Consider the following 19,770-nt stretch of genomic DNA (forward strand, 5'->3'; position numbering starts at 1 on the left):
AGGAACGGTCGAGGTCGCCTCGATCCTACGGGCGACAGCCGACGAGCCCGGCCGACGACGGCGACCAGGGCTGCGGGCTTGCTGCTGGTGCCGGACATGCTCTGGCCGGAACCTGTGTCGTGATCGTGACGTTCCGTCCACACCTCGAGCGGGCGAAGACCCGTCGCCTCGGCCGGGCCGCCGGCGTCTCCCCCGACTGCCCCGTCATCGGCATCGTCGCCGGCGCCCCTGTCCGGAGGCTCGCCGCCCCGGATGACGATCGTGCCCGACCGGTCCGTCCGGTACGGAGTGGTGCCGGCCGCCACGAGCATCTCCAGCGCCCGTTCCGTCGGGTGCCCGTAGTCGTTGTCCGCCCCGACCCCGATCAGGCCGACGCGGGCAGCGAGCACGCGGTACAGCTCCGGGTCCTGGTCGGCGGATCCGTGGTGCGCGACCTTGACCACGTCGACCGGCGCGAGCGCGTCCGGCGCCGCGGTCCGGAGGAGTCGGCGTTGCGCGTCCTCGCCCAGGTCGCCGAGCAGCACCGTGCTGAGGCACCCGGGGCAGGGCTCTCCCGGCGCCGGGTCGACCCGGAGGACGATGCTCGCCGCGTTGCCGGCGCGCTCGTCCCCGCTCGGCGGCCACAGCACGCGCCACCCGAGCTCGCCGAGCAGCCCGCTGGTCCCGTCGGCAGCCTGGCGGACGTCGACCTGCGCCGCCCGCAGATCGGACACGACGCGGGCGTCCGCGGGCCTGCCGACGGGTCCGACGAGGGCGGTGTCGACCTGGCGGGAGACCTCGGCCACGGCACCGACGTGGTCGCGGTCGAAGTGCGTCAGGACGAGCAGGTCGAGGTGGTCCACGCCGAGCAGCGCGAGGCAGTCCCGGAGCCGTCCGGGATCGTCCCCGGTGTCGACGAGCGCCGTCCGGCCGGCACTCCGGAGCACGGTGGCGTCCCCCTGCCCGACGTCACACATCGCGATCGTCCACCCCGTCGGCACGCTGCCGCGCACCAGGACCTCGGGCACCGCGACCGAACCGACGCCGACCGCAGCGATGACGGCTGCCAGGACGAACAGGCTGCGGCGGACCCGACCCGGCGCGAGCACCCCCACCGCCAGCGCGACACTCACCGCGGCGGCGCCGACGATCCCGCCCGTGCCGGACGGCCACGGCACCGATGCCACCGGCAGCGCGGCCGCCCCGTGGGCGACGGCTCCGATGGCCGCTGCCGGGACCCATCCCACGCCCGCGAGCACCCCCGCGCCGGCGGGCCACAGCGGTGCGAGCAGACATGCGCCGAGGCCGACGACGGTGGCGACCGGGGCCAGGAACTCCGCGAGCAGGTTCGCCGGCACCGCGTAGGTCGGCACCGTCGGCGACAACGGGATGGTGACCGGCCAGCACGCGATCTGCGCCGCGACCGGCACCGACACGGCTGCCGCGACCGGGGGCCAGGTCCGACGGGCGAGCAGGTCGGTGAGCGGCGGGGCGAGGACCACGATGCCGGTCGTCGCCAGGACCGAGAGCGCGAACGCGAACGAGCGGGCGACCCACGGGTCGACCACGAGCATGCCGAGGACCGCGATCGCGATGAGCGGCACGCCGCGCACCGGCCGTCCGGTCAGGTGCACGACGAGGACCACCACGGCCATCACGGCAGCCCGGGTGATCGACGGGTCGGGGCGGACCAGGACGACGAAGCCGAGCAGCACCGCGACCGCGACTGTGGCCCGCACGATCCGCGGGACGCCCAGCGCACGGCCGAGCAGGACCACCAGGGCGACGACGACCGCGCAGTTCGAGCCGGAGACCGCCGTCAGGTGCGTCAGCGCCGACGTCTCCATCGCCTGCTCGGTCTCCGGGTCCAGCCCGGACCGGTCACCGATCGCGAGCCCGCGGAGGAGCGCGCCGCCCGGCTCCGGGAGGCCCGTGGTGACCGTCACGAAGGCCGCCCGCGCGACGGCACTGACGCCGAGGACACCCGTCGGACCCGCCGTGGTCTCGATCGGACCTTGGGCGAAGACGACGACGGACGTCGGTGCACCGGGATCGTCCGCCTGGAGCCGACCCCGGACGGTCACGAGTGCTCCGGCCGGCACCACGGACCCGCGCGGCTCGTCGGCCGGCGGGACGAGCCGGACCGGCACGCGCAGACCCGTGTGCAACTCGGCGCGCACCACGACCGTCTCGAGCGTGCCGACCACGGACCGGTCGTCGGCGGCGAGGTCGCGGTCGAGCCGGACACGGGCCTCCACCCTGTGGTCGGTCGCGTCGAGCACGATCGCGGGAGCCCGGGCGCCCTGGCCGACAGCGACCGCACCGGCCGCCAGGGCGACCAGGAGGGCCGTGGTGAGCACGAGCGCGGCGGTGCCGAGCACGGCGTCGACGGGGACCGCGCGAGCGGGACGGAGCCAGCCCGCTCGGTACCGGCCGTCCCCGACCGGACCGGTCCCGGACGGACCACTCCCGAACAGGAGCGCGCCGAACACCAGCCCCGCCACGGCAGTCGCGACTGCGGTGACCACCACCCCCACCTGCGGCACCCCGACGAGCACCACCACCACGATCCACGTCACCGCGACCGGGCCGGCCAGTCGCAGGTCCGCCACGGAGGTCCGCGGCGGACCGCCGCGAGCGAGACCGGCACCGGTCGACGTCTCCGCGCTCACACCCGCACCCGGTCCTGCAACTCGGCGAACCGGCCTTCCCCGATGCCGCTGACCTCGAGCAGGTCCTCCACCGAACGGAACCCACCGTGCTCCTCCCGCCACGCGAGGATCCGCTCGGCCAGCGCGGGCCCGATGCCGGGCAACGTCTCGAGGGCAGTGGCGTCGGCGACGTTGAGGTCGACGACCGCCGGAGCACCGCCGGCTCCCGCGACCCCGGCCCCACCGTCTCCCGGCGCGGCCCCGCTGCCACCAGGGCCGACGCCCGCACCCCCGCCACCACCCGCCGGGATCTCGGCGGGGATCTCGGTCTCCCCGGCCCGCGGCACGTACAGTCGCTCCCCGTCGACGACGGGCCGCGCCAGGTTGAGCCGGGAGAGGTCCGCGTCCGCCGACGCTCCCCCGGCCGCCGTCAGCGCGTCCGAGACCCGTGCATCCGGCGGCACCGTGACGACTCCCGCCCGGCCGACGGCCCCGACGACGTACACCACGGCCACGGCGGGCGCCCGCGACGGCGAGCCGGAGGGGGCGCCGGACAGCCCGGCCACCGGTGAGGACCCACCGGTGGCCGGAGGCGACAGGGAGCGCCTCGACGGCTCGCCCCCACCCGCCACCGTCGGCGCTCCGGAGACGACCGTGACCCCGTCGGCCGACGCTCCTCCGCCGTCACCCGTCCACGATCCGGCCAGGACGACCCCGAGCGCGAGCACCAGCACGATGCCGACGAGCACCAGGGCGGCGCGGGGAGTGAGCACGAAGCGGGACATGCCGGAACGCTACGGAGCCCGGTCTCCCGACCGGGCTCCGTAGCGACACCCCTGTGGACGGCGTCAGCCGTACCGGTGCTGTGGAGGGGCGTTACCCCTTGATGGCGATGTTGACGAGCTTCGGCGCCCGCACGATGACCTTCACGATCTCGCGGTCCCCGATGTATCGCTGCACCGCTGCCGAGGTCCGGGCGAGCTGCTCGAGCTCGTCGGCCTCGATCGACTTCGACACCTCGAACGAGTCGCGCACCTTGCCGTTGACCTGCACGACGGCGGTCAGGGTCTCCTGCACGAGCAGCATCGGGTCGGCCTTCCGCCACCCGAACGTCGCGACCGGGGAGTCGTAGCCGAGCGTCTGCCACATCTCCTCACCGGTGTACGGCGCGAAGACGCTGAGGCCCAGGGCGATGGTCTCGGCGGCCTCGCGCACGGCCGGGTCGGCGGCACCGGGCCCGCTGTCGATCGCCTTGCGGGTGACGTTCACCAGGTCCATGAGCCGCGCGATCACGACGTTGAACTTGAACGACTCCATCAGGCCCGGGGCGTCGGACAGGAAGCGGTGGGTCGCCTGTCGGACGCCACGGTCACCGGTGGACCACACGGCGTCGGGCGTCGAGGTGACGTCGACGGCGATCCGGTAGGCGCGGGCCAGGAACCGAGCCGAGGCCGCCGGCGAGACGTCCTCCCAGTTGATGTCGTCCTCCGGCGGTCCGGCGAAGCCCATCACGAGACGGATCGCGTCGACACCGTGCGCGTCGAGCTCGTCGCCGAGCGAGACGCCGCCCTTCGACTTCGACATCTTCGAGCCGCCGGACAGCACCATGCCCTGGTTGAGCAGCGCCGAGAACGGCTCCGTGAAGTCGAGGTACCCGAGGTCGAAGAGCACCTTCGTGACGAAGCGTGCGTAGAGCAGGTGCAGGATCGCGTGCTCGACGCCGCCGATGTACTGGTCGACCGGGGCCCACTTGTTGACGAGAGCCGGGTCAAACGCCTGCGTCTCGTCCTGCGGGGACAGGAAGCGCAGGAAGTACCACGACGAGTCGACGAACGTGTCCATCGTGTCCGGGTCGCGGCGGGCGGGGCTGCCATCCACCGGGTTCGGCACGTTGACCCAGTCGGTCGCGCCACCGAGGGGCGAGGTGCCCTTCGGCTTGAGGTCGAGCCCCTCGGTGTCGGGCAGGACCACGGGCAGCTGGTCCTCGGGCACCGGGTACTGGGAGCCGTCCTCACCGTGGATGATCGGGATCGGGGTGCCCCAGAAGCGCTGGCGGGAGATGAGCCAGTCGCGCAGGCGGTACGTCTTCGCGGCGCGACCGGTGCCGCGCTCCTCGAGCAGGCTGATCGCCGCAGTGATGGCGTGCTGCTTGCTCATGCCGTCGAGCGGCCCGGAGTTGATCATCCGACCGGCACCGGTCAGGGCCTCCCCGGTGGCGACCGGGTCGAGCGTGGGGACGTCGAAGTCGTCGAGCGTCGCACCCTCCGGGATGACCGGGATCGCTCCGGTCACGGCGGCGTTCGTGTCGACGACGACCTTGACCGGCAGGTCGAAGGCGCGGGCGAAGTCGAGGTCGCGCTGGTCGTGCGCCGGGACGGCCATCACGGCGCCGTGACCGTAGTCGGCGAGGACGTAGTCGGCGGCCCACAGCGGCAGGCGTTCCCCGGTCAGCGGGTGGATCGCCGAACGACCGAGCGGCACACCCGTCTTCGGTCGGTCCGCGTTCTGGCGGTCGATGTCCGACGCCTTCTGCGTGGCGACCAGGTACTCCTGGAACGCGCCACGGGTGGCGTCGTCGACCGAGGGGTCCGCGACGAGCTCCGCGGCGAGGTCCGAGTCGGGTGCGACGACCAGGAAGGTCACGCCGTGGATCGTGTCGGGACGCGTGGTGAACACCGTGACGGGCTCGTTCCGCCCCTCAATGAGGAAGTCGACGTCGGCACCGACCGAGCGCCCGATCCAGTTGCGCTGCATCGCGATGACCTTCGACGGCCACCGGCCCTCGAGCTGGTTGAGGTCGTCGAGCAGGCGGTCCGCGTAGTCGGTGATCTTGAAGTACCACTGCGTCAGCTTCTTCTTGACGACGACGGCACCGGAGCGGTCCGAGGTGCCGTCGGGCAGGACCTGCTCGTTGGCGAGGACGGTCTGGTCCACCGGGTCCCAGTTGACCCAGCTGTCCTTCCGGTACGCCAGGCCCTTCTCGTACATCTTGAGGAACAGCCACTGGTTCCACTTGTAGTACTCGGGGTCCGAGGTGTGGATCTCGGTCGACCAGTCGAACGACGGCGCGTACCGCTTGAAGGACGCCTTCTGCTGCGCGATGTTCGCGTAGGTCCAGTCCTTCGGGTCGACGCCGCGCTTGATGGCGGCGTTCTCGGCGGGCAGGCCGAAGGAGTCCCAGCCGATCGGGTGCAGCACGTTGAAGCCCTGCTGGCGCCAGTACCGCGCCACGAAGTCGCCGAGCGCCCAGTTCTCGGCGTGCCCCATGTGCAGGTCACCGGACGGGTACGGGAACATCTCGAGGATGTACTTGCGCGGGCGCTTGTCGTCGGGGTCGGCGGTGAAGAGGCCGAGCTCTTCCCACCGTGCCTGCCACTTCTGCTGGATGCGCCGGAAGTCGTAGGTGTGCGGGTCCTCGACGTGCTGCTCGATGGTCACGGTCGTCAACGATACAAGCCGGGAGGCTCTCCCCGCGTCCGCGCATCGGCTCACCGCGCGAGCAGGCGTCCGTCCGCCATCCGCAGGGTGCGGTCGACCAGGTCGGCCGGAACCGGCACGTGGGACACGACGAGCAGCGTGCGGCCCGCGGCCCGGACGGTCGTGACCAGGTCGCGGAGCACGGCGTCGCCGAGGTCGGGGTCGATGTCGGCGGTCGGTTCGTCGAGCACGAGGACCGGGAACGCGTGGAGGAGCGCCCGGGCCAGCGCCAGCCGGTGCGCCTGCCCGCCGGACACGAGCGACCCGCGCTCCCCGACGCTGGCGTCGAGTCCCCCGCGTCGTGCCACCCAGTCACCGAGCCCGACCCGGTGGAGCACGTCGAGCAGTTCGGCGTCGGTGGAGCCCTCGCGGGCGAACAGCAGGTTCTGACGGACCGACTGGTCGAAGACGAACGGGTCCTGCTCGATGAGCCCGACGCGGGCGCGGACCGCGTCCGGGTGCAGGGTCCGCGCCGCGACGCCGTCGAGCGTGTACCCGCCGGTGTGGTCAACGAACCGGACGAGTGCATCGACGAGGGTCGACTTGCCCGCGCCGCTCGGACCGCTCAGCACGACGACCTCGCCGGGCTCCAGGTCGAACGACACGCCGTCGACTGCGGGCGCCGGTGCGCCGGGCCACCGGACGGACAGGTCGCGCACCCGGACTGTCACGGCCGACGGCACGGCGAGTTCCTCGGCCGTCGCGGCCCGGTCCGGCTCCGGCACGAGTCCGGCGGGCAGCTCGGCGGGCACGACCTGCTCGACGCGCTCGGCGGCGGCACGGACCCGGCGGAGGGTGAGGACCGCCAGCGGGACGCTCCCGACGACCTCGAACAGCGCGAGCGGGACGAACACCGCCAGGGCCCAGAGCGGACCGTCCAGGGCGCCCGCCACCACGGTGGGGGCCCCGACGGCGAGCACACCGAGGACCGCGGCACCGCCGACGAGCCCCACGAGCGCACCGACGAGGGACTCGACGGCGCCGCGCCGACGGACCGCACGGGTCACCCGGTCGTCGAGGCGGCCGAGGTGCGTGAGTCGCTCCTCGAGCGTGCCGTACGCGGCGAAGACGTCGAGCGTCCGCACGGTGTCGAGCACGAGGTCGGCGACGTGCCCCCGGTCCGCCGCGGTCTGCTGGTCGGGCCGCGTCGCCACGACGCTCGTGACGACCGTCCCGACGAGCGCGGCGACGCCGAGCGCCAGGAGGAGCACGAGGGCCGCCGGCAGGGACACGAACACGACCGCTACCACCGAGAGGAGCGCGGTGGCACCGGCCGAGACGAGCGGACCGACCACGCGGATCGGCAGGTCCTGCAGCCGGTCGGTGTCGGTGACGAGCCGGGTCATGAGGTCGCCGCGTCCGGTCGACCCGAGCCCGGCGGGGGCGACCGACGCCAACCGGCGGTACATCTCGGTGCGGACGACGGCGAGTTGACGGAAGGACGCGTCGTGCCCGGCCAGGCGGTCCACGTACCGGAAGACGGCGCGGCCGAGTGCGAAGGCGCGGACCCCGACCATGACGAGCGTCAGGTAGAGGATCGGCGGGTGTTCCGCTGCACGGGTGATGAGGTACCCGCTCGCGGCGAGCAGGGCAACGCCGCACAGCGCGCTGAGCACGCCGGCGGCGACCGCCTTCGCCCAGCCGCGCCCGCGGGGCATGGCGAGCCGGAGGACGGAGCCGGGACGGGCCTCCCGGTCGGTCCCGGCGGCACTGCCGCGCGTCGCCGTCATGCGGACACCACCCGGGCGGTCCGGATCGTGACGGCACCCGAGGGGTCGACGGTCGCCACGACGTCGGCGGCAGCGATGACCGCACGCCGGTGGCTCGCGACGACGACGACGGCCCCGTCGTCCGCCAGTCGGCGCGCCGCGGCGACGACGAGCGACTCGGACTCCGCGTCGAGGGCGGACGTCGGCTCGTCGAGGAGCACCAGCGGGGTCCGGCGGGCCGCGGCCCGGTACAGGCCGCGGGCCACCGCGACCCGCTGCGCCTGACCGCCGGACAGCCCCGTGCCACCGGAACCGACCGGGAGGCCCGGCTCCAGTCCCAGCCCGACCGCACCGAGCGCGGTCCGCACGCGCTCGACGTCGGGGGTCGCGGACAGGGCGACGTTCTCGGCGACCGTGCCCCGGACGAGGCGGGGGCGCTGGTCGACCCAGGTGGTGCGCTCCGTCCCGGGTGTGCCCGCCGCGCCGGGGACGACGACCGTGCCGTCGTGCGGGAGGACGCCACGGAGCGCGGCGAGGAGGCTCGACTTGCCGGACCCGCTCGGGCCGGCCACCGCGACGACGGTGCCGACCGGGGCGGTCAGGTCGACCGGACCGACGACGACGTCGGGACGGTGGACGGTGAGGCCCCGGAGGACCAGTGCGTCGGCGGCAGCATCGTCCGCGCTCCGCGCGGCTGGTGCCGAGGCGTCGGACGTGTCCCGCTGCGGGTCGTCGAGCACGTCGAGCACGGTCCGCGAGGCCTCGACCCCGTCCTGCGCCGCATGGAAGTCGGCACCGACCTGTCGGAGCGGGGCGAACGCCTCGGGCGCGAGGACGAGCACGAACATCGCCGCACCGAGGCCGAGCGAGCCGTCCACCAGCCGGATGCCGATCGACACCGCGACCAGGGCGACGGAGAGGCTGGCCGCGAGCTCGAGCGCGAACCCGCTCACGAAGGACAGCCGGAGCACCCCGAGGGTCCCGCGGCGGTACTCGTCCGTGACGCGTCCGATCCGGCCGACCTGCCGTCGGGCCCGCCCGAAGACCTTGAGCGTCGCGAGCCCCTCGACCGCCTCGGTGAACGCGCCGCCGAGTCGCGCCAGCGCGTCCGCCTGACGGCGCTGGAGCGTCTGCGTCGCCAGGCCGATGAGGATCATGAAGACCGGGATGACGGGCATCGCGCACACGATGACGATCGCGCTCGTCAGGTCGCCGAGTGCGATCGCGACCAGGAGGACTGGGGTCGCGACCGCCGTGAGCGCGAGCTGCGGGAGGTAGCGGCCGAAGTACGCGTCGAGGGCGTCGAGACCGGGCCCGAGCGTCGTGGCGAACCCGGCGCTCGACCGACCGGCGAGCCATCCCGGCCCCCGGTCGGCCGCGCGCCGGAGCACGGCGGCGCGGAGTTCGCTCTTCACCCGGGCGCCGGCACGCGTCGCCAGGTCGTCCGTGGCCCACGCCGCGACCGCCCGGAGCAGGAAGGCGGCGCCGAGGACGGCGAGCGTGCCCCCGAACGTCGTGGGCACCTGCCCTGACCGGACCGCGTCGACGACCTGGGTCACCGCCGCGGCGATGCCCCAGGCGATCCCGGTGGTGGCGGTGGTCCGCACCGCGCCGGTCCCGGCGGCGGCGAGGACGAACCCGCGCGCCGTCCGGGACAGCCGGAGCAGACGGGGGTCGAGCGGCTTCATCCGGGCCTCCGGCTCAGTGCGCGGCCTGCGCGACGGTGGCGCGTGAGACCCGTTTGCGGAAGACCCAGTACGTCCACGCCTGGTAGGCGAGCACGAGGGGGATGAACACGACCGCGACCCAGCTCATCACGGTCAACGTGTAGCTGCCGGAGGAGGCGTTCGCGACGGTGAGGCTGTTCGCCGGGTCGTTCGACGCGGGCATGACGTCGGGGAACACCGCGGTGAACATGGCGAGGACGACCGCGGCGATCGTGACGGCCATGAGGGTGAACGCACGGCCCTCCCGCCCGCGTGCGGCGCACAGGACGGCGATGATCAACGCGACCGCGGCGACGGCGGAGAGCACCAGCGACGCCGGGGTGGCGCGCACGAACGCCATCGTGACGAGGAACGCGGCGGCCACGGCGATGGTGAGGACGCCGGATCGCTTCGCGAGGTGGATCGCCCGCTGGCGCATCTCGCCCTCGGTCTTCAGCGCGACGAACACGACGCCGTGGGTGAAGAACACCAGCAGTGTCGCCGCGCCGGTGAGGAGCGCGAACGGGTTGAGCAGGTCGAACAGGGTGCCGGTGTGGTTGTGGCCGGCGTCCATCGGGATGCCGCGGACGACGTTGCCGAACGCGACGCCCCAGAGGAACGAGGGCACGGCGCTGCCGATGACGATCATGCGGTCGAAGCGGCGCTTCCACTCCGGGTGCTTGCCCTGGTGGCGGTACTCGAACGACACCCCGCGGGCGATGAGGGCGGCGAGGATGAGCAGCAGTGCCAGGTAGAAGCCGGAGAACATCGTGGCGTACCACTCGGGGAACGCGGCGAACAGGCAGGCGCCGGCGACGATGACCCAGGTCTCGTTGAGGTCCCAGACCGGGCCGATGGTGTTGATGAGGACACGGCGGTCGGTGTCGTCCTTGCCGAGGAACGGCAGGGACATCCCGACTCCGAAGTCGAACCCGTCGAGCACGAAGTACCCGACGAAGAACGCCCCGACGATCGCGAACCAGAGAACGGGCAGGTCCATCTCAGTACACCGTCACTTCGTGCTTGACCTCGCCGGTCTCCTGGTCGACCTCGGCCCGAGCGGCCGGGCCCTCCTGGGCGACCTTCTTGATGAGTCGGAACTCGACCACCGCGAGGGATCCGTAGATGAGCGTGAACACGACGAGCGAGATGAGCACCTCGACGCCGGTCACGTTCGGGGAGACGCCGTCGGCGGTCTTGAGCAGCCCGAACACGAGCCACGGCTGACGGCCCATCTCGGTGAAGACCCAGCCGACGATCATGGCGGCCATCGGCAGCGGGACCGCCCAGATCGCGATGCGCCACATCCAGCGCTGCTGCGGGAAGCGGCCCTTGCGGGTCAGCCAGAGCCCGGCGAGCGACACCATCACGGCACCGACACCGAGCGCGATCATCCAGCGGAAGGACCAGTAGGTCACCCAGATGACCGGCTTGTAGTTCCCCGGGCCGTACACCTGCGTGTACTGCGCCTGCAGGTCGTTGATCCCCTCGACCGTGCCGGTGAAGGTGTGCGTGGACAGGAAGGACAGCAGGTACGGGATGCGGATCGAGAACAGCTCGCGGACACCGTCGGGTGTGCCGAGGGTGAAGACCGAGAACGAGGCGTCCTTGCCGGTCGCGGTGCCGTAGAGCGCCTCGGCCGCGGCCATCTTCATCGGCTGCGTCTCGACCATCGTCAGGCCGAGCTGGTCACCGGTGAGGACCGTGAGCGCACCGGCCGCGACCATCGTCCACAGCCCGAACTTGAGCGCCGGCATCATCGTCTCGAGGTTCTGGTTGCGGGACAGGTGGAACGCCGCGACGGAGATGATCACGCCGGCGGCGACCATGAAGCACGCGAAGACCGTGTGCGGGAACGCGGCGAGGGCGACCTTGTTGCCGAGGACGGCCCAGATGTCGGTGAGCTCCGCGCGGCCCTTGGCCTCGTTGAGCGCGTACCCGACCGGGTGCTGCATGAACGCGTTGGCCGCGATGATGAAGTACGCCGACATGATCGTGCCCGCGCTGACGCACCAGATGCTCGCCAGGTGGAGCTTCTTCGGCAGCCGGTCCCAACCGAAGATCCAGACGCCGATGAAGGCCGCTTCGAAGAAGAACGCCAGGATGCCCTCGAGCGCGAGCGGGGCACCGAAGACGTCTCCGACGAACCGCGAGTAGTCCGACCAGTTCATCCCGAACTGGAACTCCTGCACGATGCCCGTGACGACACCCATCGCGAAGTTGATGAGGAAGATGCGCCCGAAGAAGCGGGTGAGCTGCAGGTAGTGCGCGCGACCGGTGCGGACCCAGGCCGTCTGGAACACCGCGACGACGACCGCCATGCCGATCGTCAGCGGGACGAAGAGGAAGTGGTAGATCGTCGTCAGACCGAACTGCCACCGCGACAGGAGGAGCGGATCGAGGAGGTCGTTCATGCGGCCGGGCCCGTCGGGATCGCCGCGCGCTGTTCGTGCACGTTGAGATGCTTCCTGTGGAAGGGGTTCTGCTCGTTGCCGTCACGTCGTCGGGACCCTTCGACGGTACTGCTCGGCGACTCACTTCGACAAGTTGTAGAGGCTTCTCCTGCACATACGTGCACGTGCCCTGCACGGCACAACCGTGCGGAACCGATGTCGCTCCAGGGGCACATCCGTGCGGAACAGCTGTGCCCGGTCGAGACCCTCCCGGGAACGCAGACAGGCGCCGGGCTGGAGGCCCGACGCCTGTCTGCGAGATGGAGGATGCGCCTCCTAGAGGAGACCCTTCTCCGTCAGGAACTCCTCGGCGATGTCCGAGGACTTCTCCTTGTCGACCGTGCTCTTCGTGTTCAGGTCGATGAGCGCCTCGGTCGTCAGGACCTCGCTCACCTCGTCGATGGCGTCGGCGGCCTTCTCGTCGACCTTGTCCGACACGACCGGCGTGACGTTCTGCGGGACGATGAGGTTCTCCGGGTCCTTCAGCGTGACGAAGTCGTTCGCCTTGATGCTCGGGTCCGCGGTGTAGATGTCGGCGAGCTGGACGGTGCCGTCCTTGAGCGCCTTGACCGTGAGCGCGCCCCCCGAGTCCTCGATCGCCTTCGACTCGACGTCGACGCCGTACACGGACTTGAGCCCCTTCGGGCCGTACGGCCGCGTCTGGTTCTCGGAGTTCGCCCCGACGGTCAGCTTCTCGTCGACGTTCTTCAGGTCGGCCAGGCTCGTCACGTCGTTCTGTTCGGAGAACTCCTTCGTGACGGTGTAGCTGTCCTGGTCGGTGGCCTCGGCGGCGTCGAGGGCACGGATGCCCTCCGGCAGCGCCGACTCGAGCTCGTCGGCGATGTCGGACTCGCTCTTCGCGGTCGAGTCCTTGTCGTAGTACTGCAGCAGGTTGCCGCTGTACTCCGGCATGACGTCGATCGCGCCCTTCTGCAGCTGGGGCAGGTAGACCTCGCGCTGACCGATCTGGTAGTTGCGCTCGACCGTGAAGCCGTCCTTCTCGAGGACCTGCGCGTAGAGCTCGGCGATGATCTCGTTCGAGTAGTAGGCCTGCGACCCGATGACGATGGTCTTCGAGTCGGACGAGGCGCTGGAGCCGCTGTCGAGCGGGCTGCTGGACGAGCAGCCGGCGAGGGCGGCTGCGACGCCCAGGGCGACCGCGGCGGCGATGCCGGCGCGGAGCTTGGGTGCTGTGATCACGAGGGGGTTCCTTCCGGGATGGGTTTGCGGGGCCGCTCGCGCGATCCCGAGCGTCGCCGTGTCACGCGCTCGGCGACGCCCGCGGGCACCACCGCCCGCTGGAGCACGGCGAAGACGACTTCGAACGCGATCGCCAGGACGATCACGAGGACGGAGGCGCCGAGCATCATGGCGTAGTCCTGGGTCTTGAGCCCGAGGAACACGTAGCCGCCGAGGCCACCGGATCCCACGTACGCGGCGAGCGTGGCGGTCGCGACGACCTGCAGCACGGCGGCACGGACGCCGCCGACGAGCAACGGGAGTCCGAGGGGGATCTCGACCTTCGTCAGGATCTGCCACCCGGTCATGCCCTGCGCGCGTGCGGCGTCGACGGTGACCGGGTCGACGGACTCGATCCCGGCGTAGGCACCGGCGAGCACCGACGGGATCGCCAGGATGACGAGCGCGAGCAGCGGCGCCTGCAGGTTCACGCCGAGCAGCAGGCCGAACAGCGTGAGCACCCCGAGCGTCGGGAGCGCACGGACGCCGCCGGACAACGCGATCGCGAGCCCCCTGGCCTTGCCGGTGTGACCGATGAGGTAGCCGATCGGGACGGCGATCACCGCGGCGATGACGACCGCGAGGAGCGAGATCCAGACGTGCTCCCACAGCCGGACGGGGATGCCGTTCGGGCCGAGTTGGTTGGCGGGGTCGAGCACCCACGCGAGGGCCTGTCCGATGATCACGACGAGACCTCCGCGGTCTGCAGCACGCGCCGCACGGCCCGCTTCGACCCGGTCGACGCACGCGTCCACGGCATCACCATCCGGCCGATCAGCACGAGCAGTCCGTCGATCGCGAACGCGAGGACGAGGACCATGACGATGCCCGCCACGATCTCTTCGGGGATGTTCCGCCCGATGCCGTCGGTGAACAGCGACCCGAGACTCCGGATGCCGAGCACCGCGCCGACCGTGGTGAGCGAGATGGTCGACACCGACACGACCCGGAGGCCGGCGAGCAGGACCGGTCCGGCGAGCGGCAGGTCGACGCGGAAGAAGCGCTGCACGCCCGAGTAGCCCATCGCCGTCGCCGCCGACGTGGTGGCCGGGTCGACCGACCCGAGCCCGTCCACGGTCGACCGGACCATGAGCGCGAGACCGTACAGCGTCAATCCGATCACGACGTTGACCGGGTCCTGCAGACCGGTACCGACCAGCCCGGGCAGTGCGATGAACAGCGGAAGGGACGGGACGGCGTACAGCAGTCCCGCGAACGTGACGATGCCGCCGCCCACGCCGCTGCTGAGCCGCCGAGCGCCGGGTCGCCGGAGTCGGACCACCAGCCAACCGATCGGGATCGACAGCAGGAACGCGATGACGATCGGCGGCAGGGCGACAGCCAGGTGCGCCAGCGTGTCGTCCCCGATCGTGTCGAGGTTCGACAGCACCCACTTCACCGGGTGCTCCCACCCTGCGCCGCAGCACCCGGGACGCGTGCGGGCGTCCCGGCCTCGGAGCGGACAGCGGCAGCGGCGTCGACGACGCCCGTGGGACCGGTCAGGACGCCGGCGGCGCGGCCGTCACCGTCCACGACGATCGGACCGGTCGGGGTCTGTTCGACCCGGAGCGAGCGGCGTCCCCGCCCGGCACCGATGAAGTTCGCGACGAAGTCGTCGGCCGGCTCGGACAGGATCTCCGCCGGGGTGCCGAGCTGGGCGATCTCGCCGCCCTTCTTGAGGATGACGACCTGGTCACCGAGCTTGAAGGCCTCGTCGATGTCGTGCGTCACGAAGACCACGGTCTTGCCGAGCTCGCGCTGCAACCGGATCAGCTCGTCCTGCAGGTCGTTGCGTACGAGGGGATCGACGGCACCGAACGGCTCGTCCATGAGGAGGATGTTCGGGTCCACGGCCAGACCGCGGGCCACACCGACGCGCTGCTGCTGGCCGCCGGAGAGCTGCGAGGGGTACCGGTCCGCGAGCGAGCGGTCGAGACCGACGGTGTCCATGAGCTCGAGCGCGCGCTTCCGCGCGTCGCCCTTCGACACCCCCGTCAGGAGCGGCACGGTGGCGATGTTGTCCGCGACCTTCCGGTGCGGCAGCAGACCGGCGTTCTGCATGACGTAACCGATCCGGCGCCGGAGCTGCACGGGGTCGACGCCGGCGATGTCCTCGCCGTCGATCTGGACGGAGCCCGCCGTGGGGTCGACCATCCGGTTGATCATCCGGAGCAGCGTGGTCTTGCCGCATCCGCTCGAACCGACGAACACCGTCGTGGTCCGCGAGGGGATCACGAGGTCGAACGACTCGACGGCGGTCGTGCCGTCCGGGTAGGTCTTGCGCACCGAGCGGAACTCGATCATGGGTGCCCTTCTTGGTGGAGGTAGCCCGACTCCGGACGACAGTACAGGCCGGAGTCCATACCGGTTCTCTCGTGTCGGCGCATGACGTCTGGCGGACATCGGGGCGGTTCCCGCGCAGTCCGGACAGCTCCGGACACACGGACGCCCGCCCCTCCTGTTCGGAAGGGACGGGCGTCCGGGTTGGGTCGGGTCTGGGCGACCGGTCAGGAGGCTCGGATCACCGACTCCAGGTAGGGCCGGCTCATCGCACGGTAGGCGTCGATGAGCGCCTGGTCCGGGTGCTCGCGGTCGACGTGGGCCCGGGCGAGGACGGCGTGCGCCGATTCGGCCAGCACCACCCAGGCCCGTGCGAGTGCCTCGGACTGGGGCAGGCCGAAGCGTTCGCGCATGACGGTGCCGACGGCTCCGCCGAGCGCGGCGAGCCGGTCGGCGTCCTCGTCTCCGGAGGTGGTGTCGATGTCGGCGAACCGGATCGCCCGGAAGCCCGGCTCGGTGCGGTACATCTCGGCGGTCATCTCGATGAGGGCGTCACAGCCCTCCTGCCAGGTGGTGGCACCGGACGCGTCGAGCGTCTCGACGAACCGGGAGGCGAGACGCTGCGTGCAGCGGATCGCCAGCGCTTCGACCACGGCGATGCGGTCCGGGAAGTACCGGTAGACCGTGCCGATGGACGCCCCGGCGCGCTCGGCGACCATGGCCGTCGTCAGGCGCTCGAACCCGATCTCGTCGATCACCGCCGCGGCGGCGTCGAGCAGACCTGCGAGGCGGGCCGAGCTCCGTGCCTGGACCGGCTCGTTCCTGAGCAGTGATGATCCCCCTGGCAGAGCGTTCGGAACCTCGGTGACGAGCACGTGTTCTCCTTCTCGCGGTGACCGCGGGCTTGGTGACTGAGACGGCAACTCTGACAGAGACCGCCTTGGTCTTGGCTGCGATTCCCGGGGTGTCGGACGCGGACCGGGCTCCTGGACACCCCCGCATGGGATGATGGCCAGATGCCCGAGACGACGCCTCCGGACCCTTCTGCGCCCCGGGACACCAGCACTCCCCCACAGCGGGACGCCCGGTCCGTCGAGCGGGAACACGACCGCCGGGAGCAGGCGCCGTGGGGCATCCAGCAGTGGGAGACGGCGATCCCGGAGCCGATCCTGCACCGGGCTGCCCGGGTCGAGGACGCCGTGCAGGAGTTCCGCGAGCAGCATGCCCGGAAGCGCGGCCAGGTCCCGACGGTCATCCCGTACACGGGGTACGGCGCACCCGGGTGGGTCCGTGTGCTCTGCCGGGTGCTGCTCACCCGTCGCGGCCTGGCGTCGGACGTCTCGTACTCCGGGGTCCGCGGGTGGCGCAGCTTCACGAGCGTCGCCGTCGACCACGCCGAGGTCACCATCACGGCCGGGGGAACGACGCACACCGTGACGAGTGACCGCGGTGGCGTGGTCGACACGATCGTCCCGATCGACCTCGAGCCGGGCTGGCAGAAGATCCGCCTGTCCGCCGGGGGCATGCGCGATGTCGACGCCGACGTCTTCGTGGTGCACCCGGACACCCGCTTCGGCCTGCTCTCCGACATCGACGACACCGTCATGGTCACGAGCCTCCCCCGCCCGATGCTCGCCGCCTGGAACTCCTTCGTGCTCACCGAGCACGCCCGCCGTCCGGTGCCCGGCATGTCGGTGCTCTACGAACGCGTCCTCGCGCAGCACCCGGGCGCGCCGACCGTGTACCTGTCCACCGGGGCGTGGAACGTCGCGCCCACGCTCGGACGGTTCCTCTCCCGCAACATGTACCCGTCCGGCACGCTGCTGCTCACCGACTGGGGCCCGACGCACGACCGCTTCTTCCGCAGCGGGCAGCAGCACAAGCAGGACAACCTGCGGCGGCTCGCGCGGGACTTCCCGGACGTCCAGTGGCTCCTGGTCGGTGACGACGGCCAGCACGACGAACAGCTGTACGGCGAGTTCGTCCGCGAGCACCCGGACAACGTCGCCGCCGTGGCGATCCGACAGCTGTCGACGAGCGAGGCCGTGCTCGCCGGTGGTCGCTCCCGGGCGCAGGAGCGCACGCGGGACTCCACGAAGCCCTGGGTGTACGCCCCGGACGGCGCCGGGCTCTGGACCGAACTCGGCCGGGTCGGGATCGCAGACGTCGACTGAACCGAGCCATCGGCGGGCCTGCTGCCAGCGGGATCCTCGGGATTCCCGTCGGCCGAGGTCCTGCCGGGTGTGATCTGAACGCACCCTCAGCGCAGGTGCCCTCGGGGGCCGGGTGGTTCGATCGGGGACATGGCTCAGCGCATCGAGGACCACGCCCTCATCGGGGACTGTCACACCGCCGCACTCGTGACGCGGGACGGTGAGATCGACTGGGCGTGCCTGCCCCGTTTCGACAGCGCGTCCACCTTCGCCGCCCTGCTCGGCGACGAACACGACGGGCAGTGGTCCCTCCGTCCCACCGACCCGGCGGCCACCTCGGTCCGACGACACGACGGCGACTCCCTCGTGCTCTCGACGGTCTGGACGACACCGACCGGCGTCGTCGAGGTCACCGACTTCATGCCCGTCGACGCGCACCGAGCCACGATCGTCCGCCGGGTGCGCGGTCTCTCCGGCACGGTCGAGGTGCAGCAGGTGCTCCGCATCCGGTTCGGCTACGGCGACGTCCTCCCCTGGATCCGCCAGGTCGGCGACGACGACGGACCGGTGCTCGTCGCGACCGCCGGCCCGGACGCCGTCGTCGTCCGGGGGCCCCGGTTCCGCGCGGACGACCACCGCCACGTCACGACGACGACGATCGCCGACGGAGACGTCCTCGACACCACCCTCACGTGGTACCCGTCGCACCGTGAACCACCGGAGCCGTTCGACGTCACCGCCGCCCTCCACCACACGCGCGACTGGTGGCACGGCTGGACCTCCCGCACCCGCGCAGAGGGGAAGTACGCACCCGCCGTCCGCAGGTCCCTCATGTACCTGCGCGCGATGACCCACGCGGAGACCGGCGGCGTCGTGGCGGCCGCGACCACGAGCCTCCCGGAGGACCCCGGCGGCGAACGCAACTGGGACTACCGCTTCGTGTGGCTACGAGACGCCTCGTTGGCGCTCGCGTCCCTCATCGCACACGGTTACCGCGACGAGGCGTCCGACTGGCGGTCCTGGCTCCTGCGGGCCATCGCCGGCGACCCGGAGGACGTGCAGATCATGTACGGCATCGCCGGCGAACGCGAGCTGCCCGAACGGACGCTCGAGCACCTCACCGGGTACGCCGGGTCCACGCCCGTCCGCGTCGGCAACGGCGCCTCCACGCAGTACCAGGGTGACGTCTTCGGCGAGGTCCTGTCGGCGCTGCACGACGCCCGAGAACTGGGCGTCGAGGAGAGCGGGGCGTCCTGGTCCCTCCAGCGGGCCCTCCTGCGGTACGTGGAGGAGCACTGGCAGGACCCGGACAACGGCATCTGGGAGATGCGTGGTCCCCGACGGCACTTCACCCACTCCCGGGCCATGATCTGGGCGGCCTTCGACCGCGGTGTCGCCGCGTGCGAGGAGTTCGGGCTCGAGGGACCGGTCGAACGGTGGCGGACCCTCCGCGACCAGGTGCGCGCCGAGATCGAGGAGCACGGCTGGAACGCCGGACGCGGCTCGTACCGCCAGCACTACGACACCGACGAGGTCGACGCCAGCCTGCTCGTCCTGCCCCAAATCGGCTACTGCCGGCCGGACGACCCCCGGATGCTCGGGACCGTCGCGGCGATCGAGGAGGACCTCCGCGTCGGCGACGACGGGCTCCTCCTCCGCTACCGGACCTCCTCCGGCTTCGACGGACTGCGCGGCGCGGAACACCCGTTCCTGGCCTGCTCGTTCTGGCTCGTCGAGCAGTACGCCGGTTCCGGTCGGTCGGCGGACGCCGAACGGCTCATGGACGTGCTGGTCGGGTTCGCGAACGACGTCGGCATGCTCTCCGAGGAGGTCGACGTCGCCACCGGCCACCACATCGGCAACACCCCGCAGGCGCTCTCGCACCTCACGCTCGTGACCGCGGCGGACGCGATCGCCCGGGCCCAGGGCGCTGCGGCTGGGCACCGGACGCGCGCGGCCCGGCGCAGCGGCGGCACCTGGAGCGTCACCGGGGCCGGCGAGCAGGCCGGGCGCGCCGGCTGACCACGGGCGCGGACACGACGGGAGGCCCGGTGCCAGCTGGCACCGGGCCTCCCGTCATCAGGGGTGGCAACGTCCGTCAGGACAAGCGCCTCCCCGATCGG

13 protein-coding genes and 1 pseudogene are annotated in these 19,770 nt (G+C 71.9%); 2 read left to right on the plus strand and 12 right to left on the minus strand.

The window, feature by feature from the left end:
* Nucleotides 1-755: 755 nt before the first annotated feature.
* From DEI83_RS16395 to DEI83_RS03185, 12 genes and pseudogenes are all read right to left on the minus strand, one after another.
* Nucleotides 756-2,753 (minus strand): annotated as a pseudogene (locus DEI83_RS16395) (ComEC/Rec2 family competence protein); the annotation flags it as partial.
* Nucleotides 2,648-3,415, minus strand: a complete 768-nt coding sequence (locus DEI83_RS03135; protein ID WP_111080325.1) for a helix-hairpin-helix domain-containing protein — start codon at nt 3,413-3,415, stop codon at nt 2,648-2,650. The gene DEI83_RS03135 and the pseudogene DEI83_RS16395, both read right to left, overlap by 106 nt.
* A gap of 91 nt (nt 3,416-3,506) precedes the next feature.
* Nucleotides 3,507-6,068: a leucine--tRNA ligase gene (gene leuS, locus DEI83_RS03140; protein ID WP_111080326.1), complete on the minus strand. Its 2,562-nt coding sequence runs from the start codon at nt 6,066-6,068 to the stop codon at nt 3,507-3,509.
* A gap of 50 nt (nt 6,069-6,118) precedes the next feature.
* Nucleotides 6,119-7,837 (minus strand): thiol reductant ABC exporter subunit CydC, encoded by a 1,719-nt coding sequence (cydC, locus tag DEI83_RS03145; protein ID WP_111080327.1) that lies wholly within the window; start codon nt 7,835-7,837, stop codon nt 6,119-6,121.
* Nucleotides 7,834-9,504: a thiol reductant ABC exporter subunit CydD gene (cydD, locus tag DEI83_RS03150; protein ID WP_111080328.1), complete on the minus strand. Its 1,671-nt coding sequence runs from the start codon at nt 9,502-9,504 to the stop codon at nt 7,834-7,836. The genes cydC and cydD overlap by 4 nt, the downstream gene beginning before the upstream one ends.
* Before the next feature lie 13 nt (nt 9,505-9,517).
* Complete coding sequence (cydB, locus tag DEI83_RS03155) at nt 9,518-10,522, minus strand: cytochrome d ubiquinol oxidase subunit II (RefSeq protein WP_111080329.1); 1,005 nt, start codon at nt 10,520-10,522, stop codon at nt 9,518-9,520.
* A 1-nt stretch (nt 10,523) separates the two neighbouring features.
* The gene (locus tag DEI83_RS03160; RefSeq protein WP_111080330.1) at nt 10,524-11,936 is read right to left on the minus strand and encodes a cytochrome ubiquinol oxidase subunit I; all 1,413 of its coding nucleotides are present in this window, start codon (nt 11,934-11,936) and stop codon (nt 10,524-10,526) included.
* 315 nt (nt 11,937-12,251) lie between these two features.
* Entirely contained in the window at nt 12,252-13,175 is a 924-nt protein-coding gene (locus DEI83_RS03165; protein WP_111080331.1) for an ABC transporter substrate-binding protein, read from the minus strand.
* Nucleotides 13,172-13,900, minus strand: coding sequence for an ABC transporter permease (locus DEI83_RS03170; protein WP_111080424.1), 729 nt, complete (start codon nt 13,898-13,900; stop codon nt 13,172-13,174). The genes DEI83_RS03165 and DEI83_RS03170 overlap by 4 nt, the downstream gene beginning before the upstream one ends.
* The gene (locus tag DEI83_RS03175) at nt 13,897-14,613 is read right to left on the minus strand and encodes an ABC transporter permease (RefSeq protein WP_111080332.1); all 717 of its coding nucleotides are present in this window, start codon (nt 14,611-14,613) and stop codon (nt 13,897-13,899) included. The genes DEI83_RS03170 and DEI83_RS03175 overlap by 4 nt, the downstream gene beginning before the upstream one ends.
* Complete coding sequence (locus tag DEI83_RS03180) at nt 14,610-15,518, minus strand: ABC transporter ATP-binding protein (protein ID WP_111080333.1); 909 nt, start codon at nt 15,516-15,518, stop codon at nt 14,610-14,612. The genes DEI83_RS03175 and DEI83_RS03180 overlap by 4 nt, the downstream gene beginning before the upstream one ends.
* A gap of 203 nt (nt 15,519-15,721) precedes the next feature.
* Complete coding sequence (locus tag DEI83_RS03185) at nt 15,722-16,369, minus strand: TetR/AcrR family transcriptional regulator (protein WP_181431049.1); 648 nt, start codon at nt 16,367-16,369, stop codon at nt 15,722-15,724.
* Nucleotides 16,370-16,510: 141 nt separating this feature from the next.
* Here DEI83_RS03185 and DEI83_RS03190 point away from each other — a divergent pair, with 141 nt between their 5' ends.
* The gene (locus DEI83_RS03190) at nt 16,511-17,668 is read left to right on the plus strand and encodes an App1 family protein (RefSeq protein WP_111080334.1); all 1,158 of its coding nucleotides are present in this window, start codon (nt 16,511-16,513) and stop codon (nt 17,666-17,668) included.
* 129 nt (nt 17,669-17,797) lie between these two features.
* A complete protein-coding gene (locus DEI83_RS03195; protein WP_111080335.1) occupies nt 17,798-19,669 on the plus strand; it encodes a glycoside hydrolase family 15 protein in 1,872 nt (623 codons plus the stop codon).
* Nucleotides 19,670-19,770: the final 101 nt, after the last annotated feature.

The organism is Curtobacterium sp. MCBD17_021, assembly GCF_003234525.1.
Lineage (GTDB): Bacteria > Actinomycetota > Actinomycetes > Actinomycetales > Microbacteriaceae > Curtobacterium.

What these genes read in the sequence shown, in the direction of transcription:
- cydB (WP_111080329.1), bottom strand. Translation starts at nt 10,522, where the DNA reads ATGGACCTGCCCGTTCTCTGGTTCGCGATCGTCGGGGCGTTCTTCGTC.
- DEI83_RS03190 (WP_111080334.1), top strand. Translation starts at nt 16,511, where the DNA reads ATGCCCGAGACGACGCCTCCGGACCCTTCTGCGCCCCGGGACACCAGC.
- DEI83_RS03180 (WP_111080333.1), bottom strand. Translation starts at nt 15,518, where the DNA reads ATGATCGAGTTCCGCTCGGTGCGCAAGACCTACCCGGACGGCACGACC.
- DEI83_RS03160 (WP_111080330.1), bottom strand. Translation starts at nt 11,936, where the DNA reads ATGAACGACCTCCTCGATCCGCTCCTCCTGTCGCGGTGGCAGTTCGGT.
- cydD (WP_111080328.1), bottom strand. Translation starts at nt 9,504, where the DNA reads ATGAAGCCGCTCGACCCCCGTCTGCTCCGGCTGTCCCGGACGGCGCGC.
- DEI83_RS03135 (WP_111080325.1), bottom strand. Translation starts at nt 3,415, where the DNA reads ATGTCCCGCTTCGTGCTCACTCCCCGCGCCGCCCTGGTGCTCGTCGGC.
- DEI83_RS03195 (WP_111080335.1), top strand. Translation starts at nt 17,798, where the DNA reads ATGGCTCAGCGCATCGAGGACCACGCCCTCATCGGGGACTGTCACACC.
- cydC (WP_111080327.1), bottom strand. Translation starts at nt 7,837, where the DNA reads ATGACGGCGACGCGCGGCAGTGCCGCCGGGACCGACCGGGAGGCCCGT.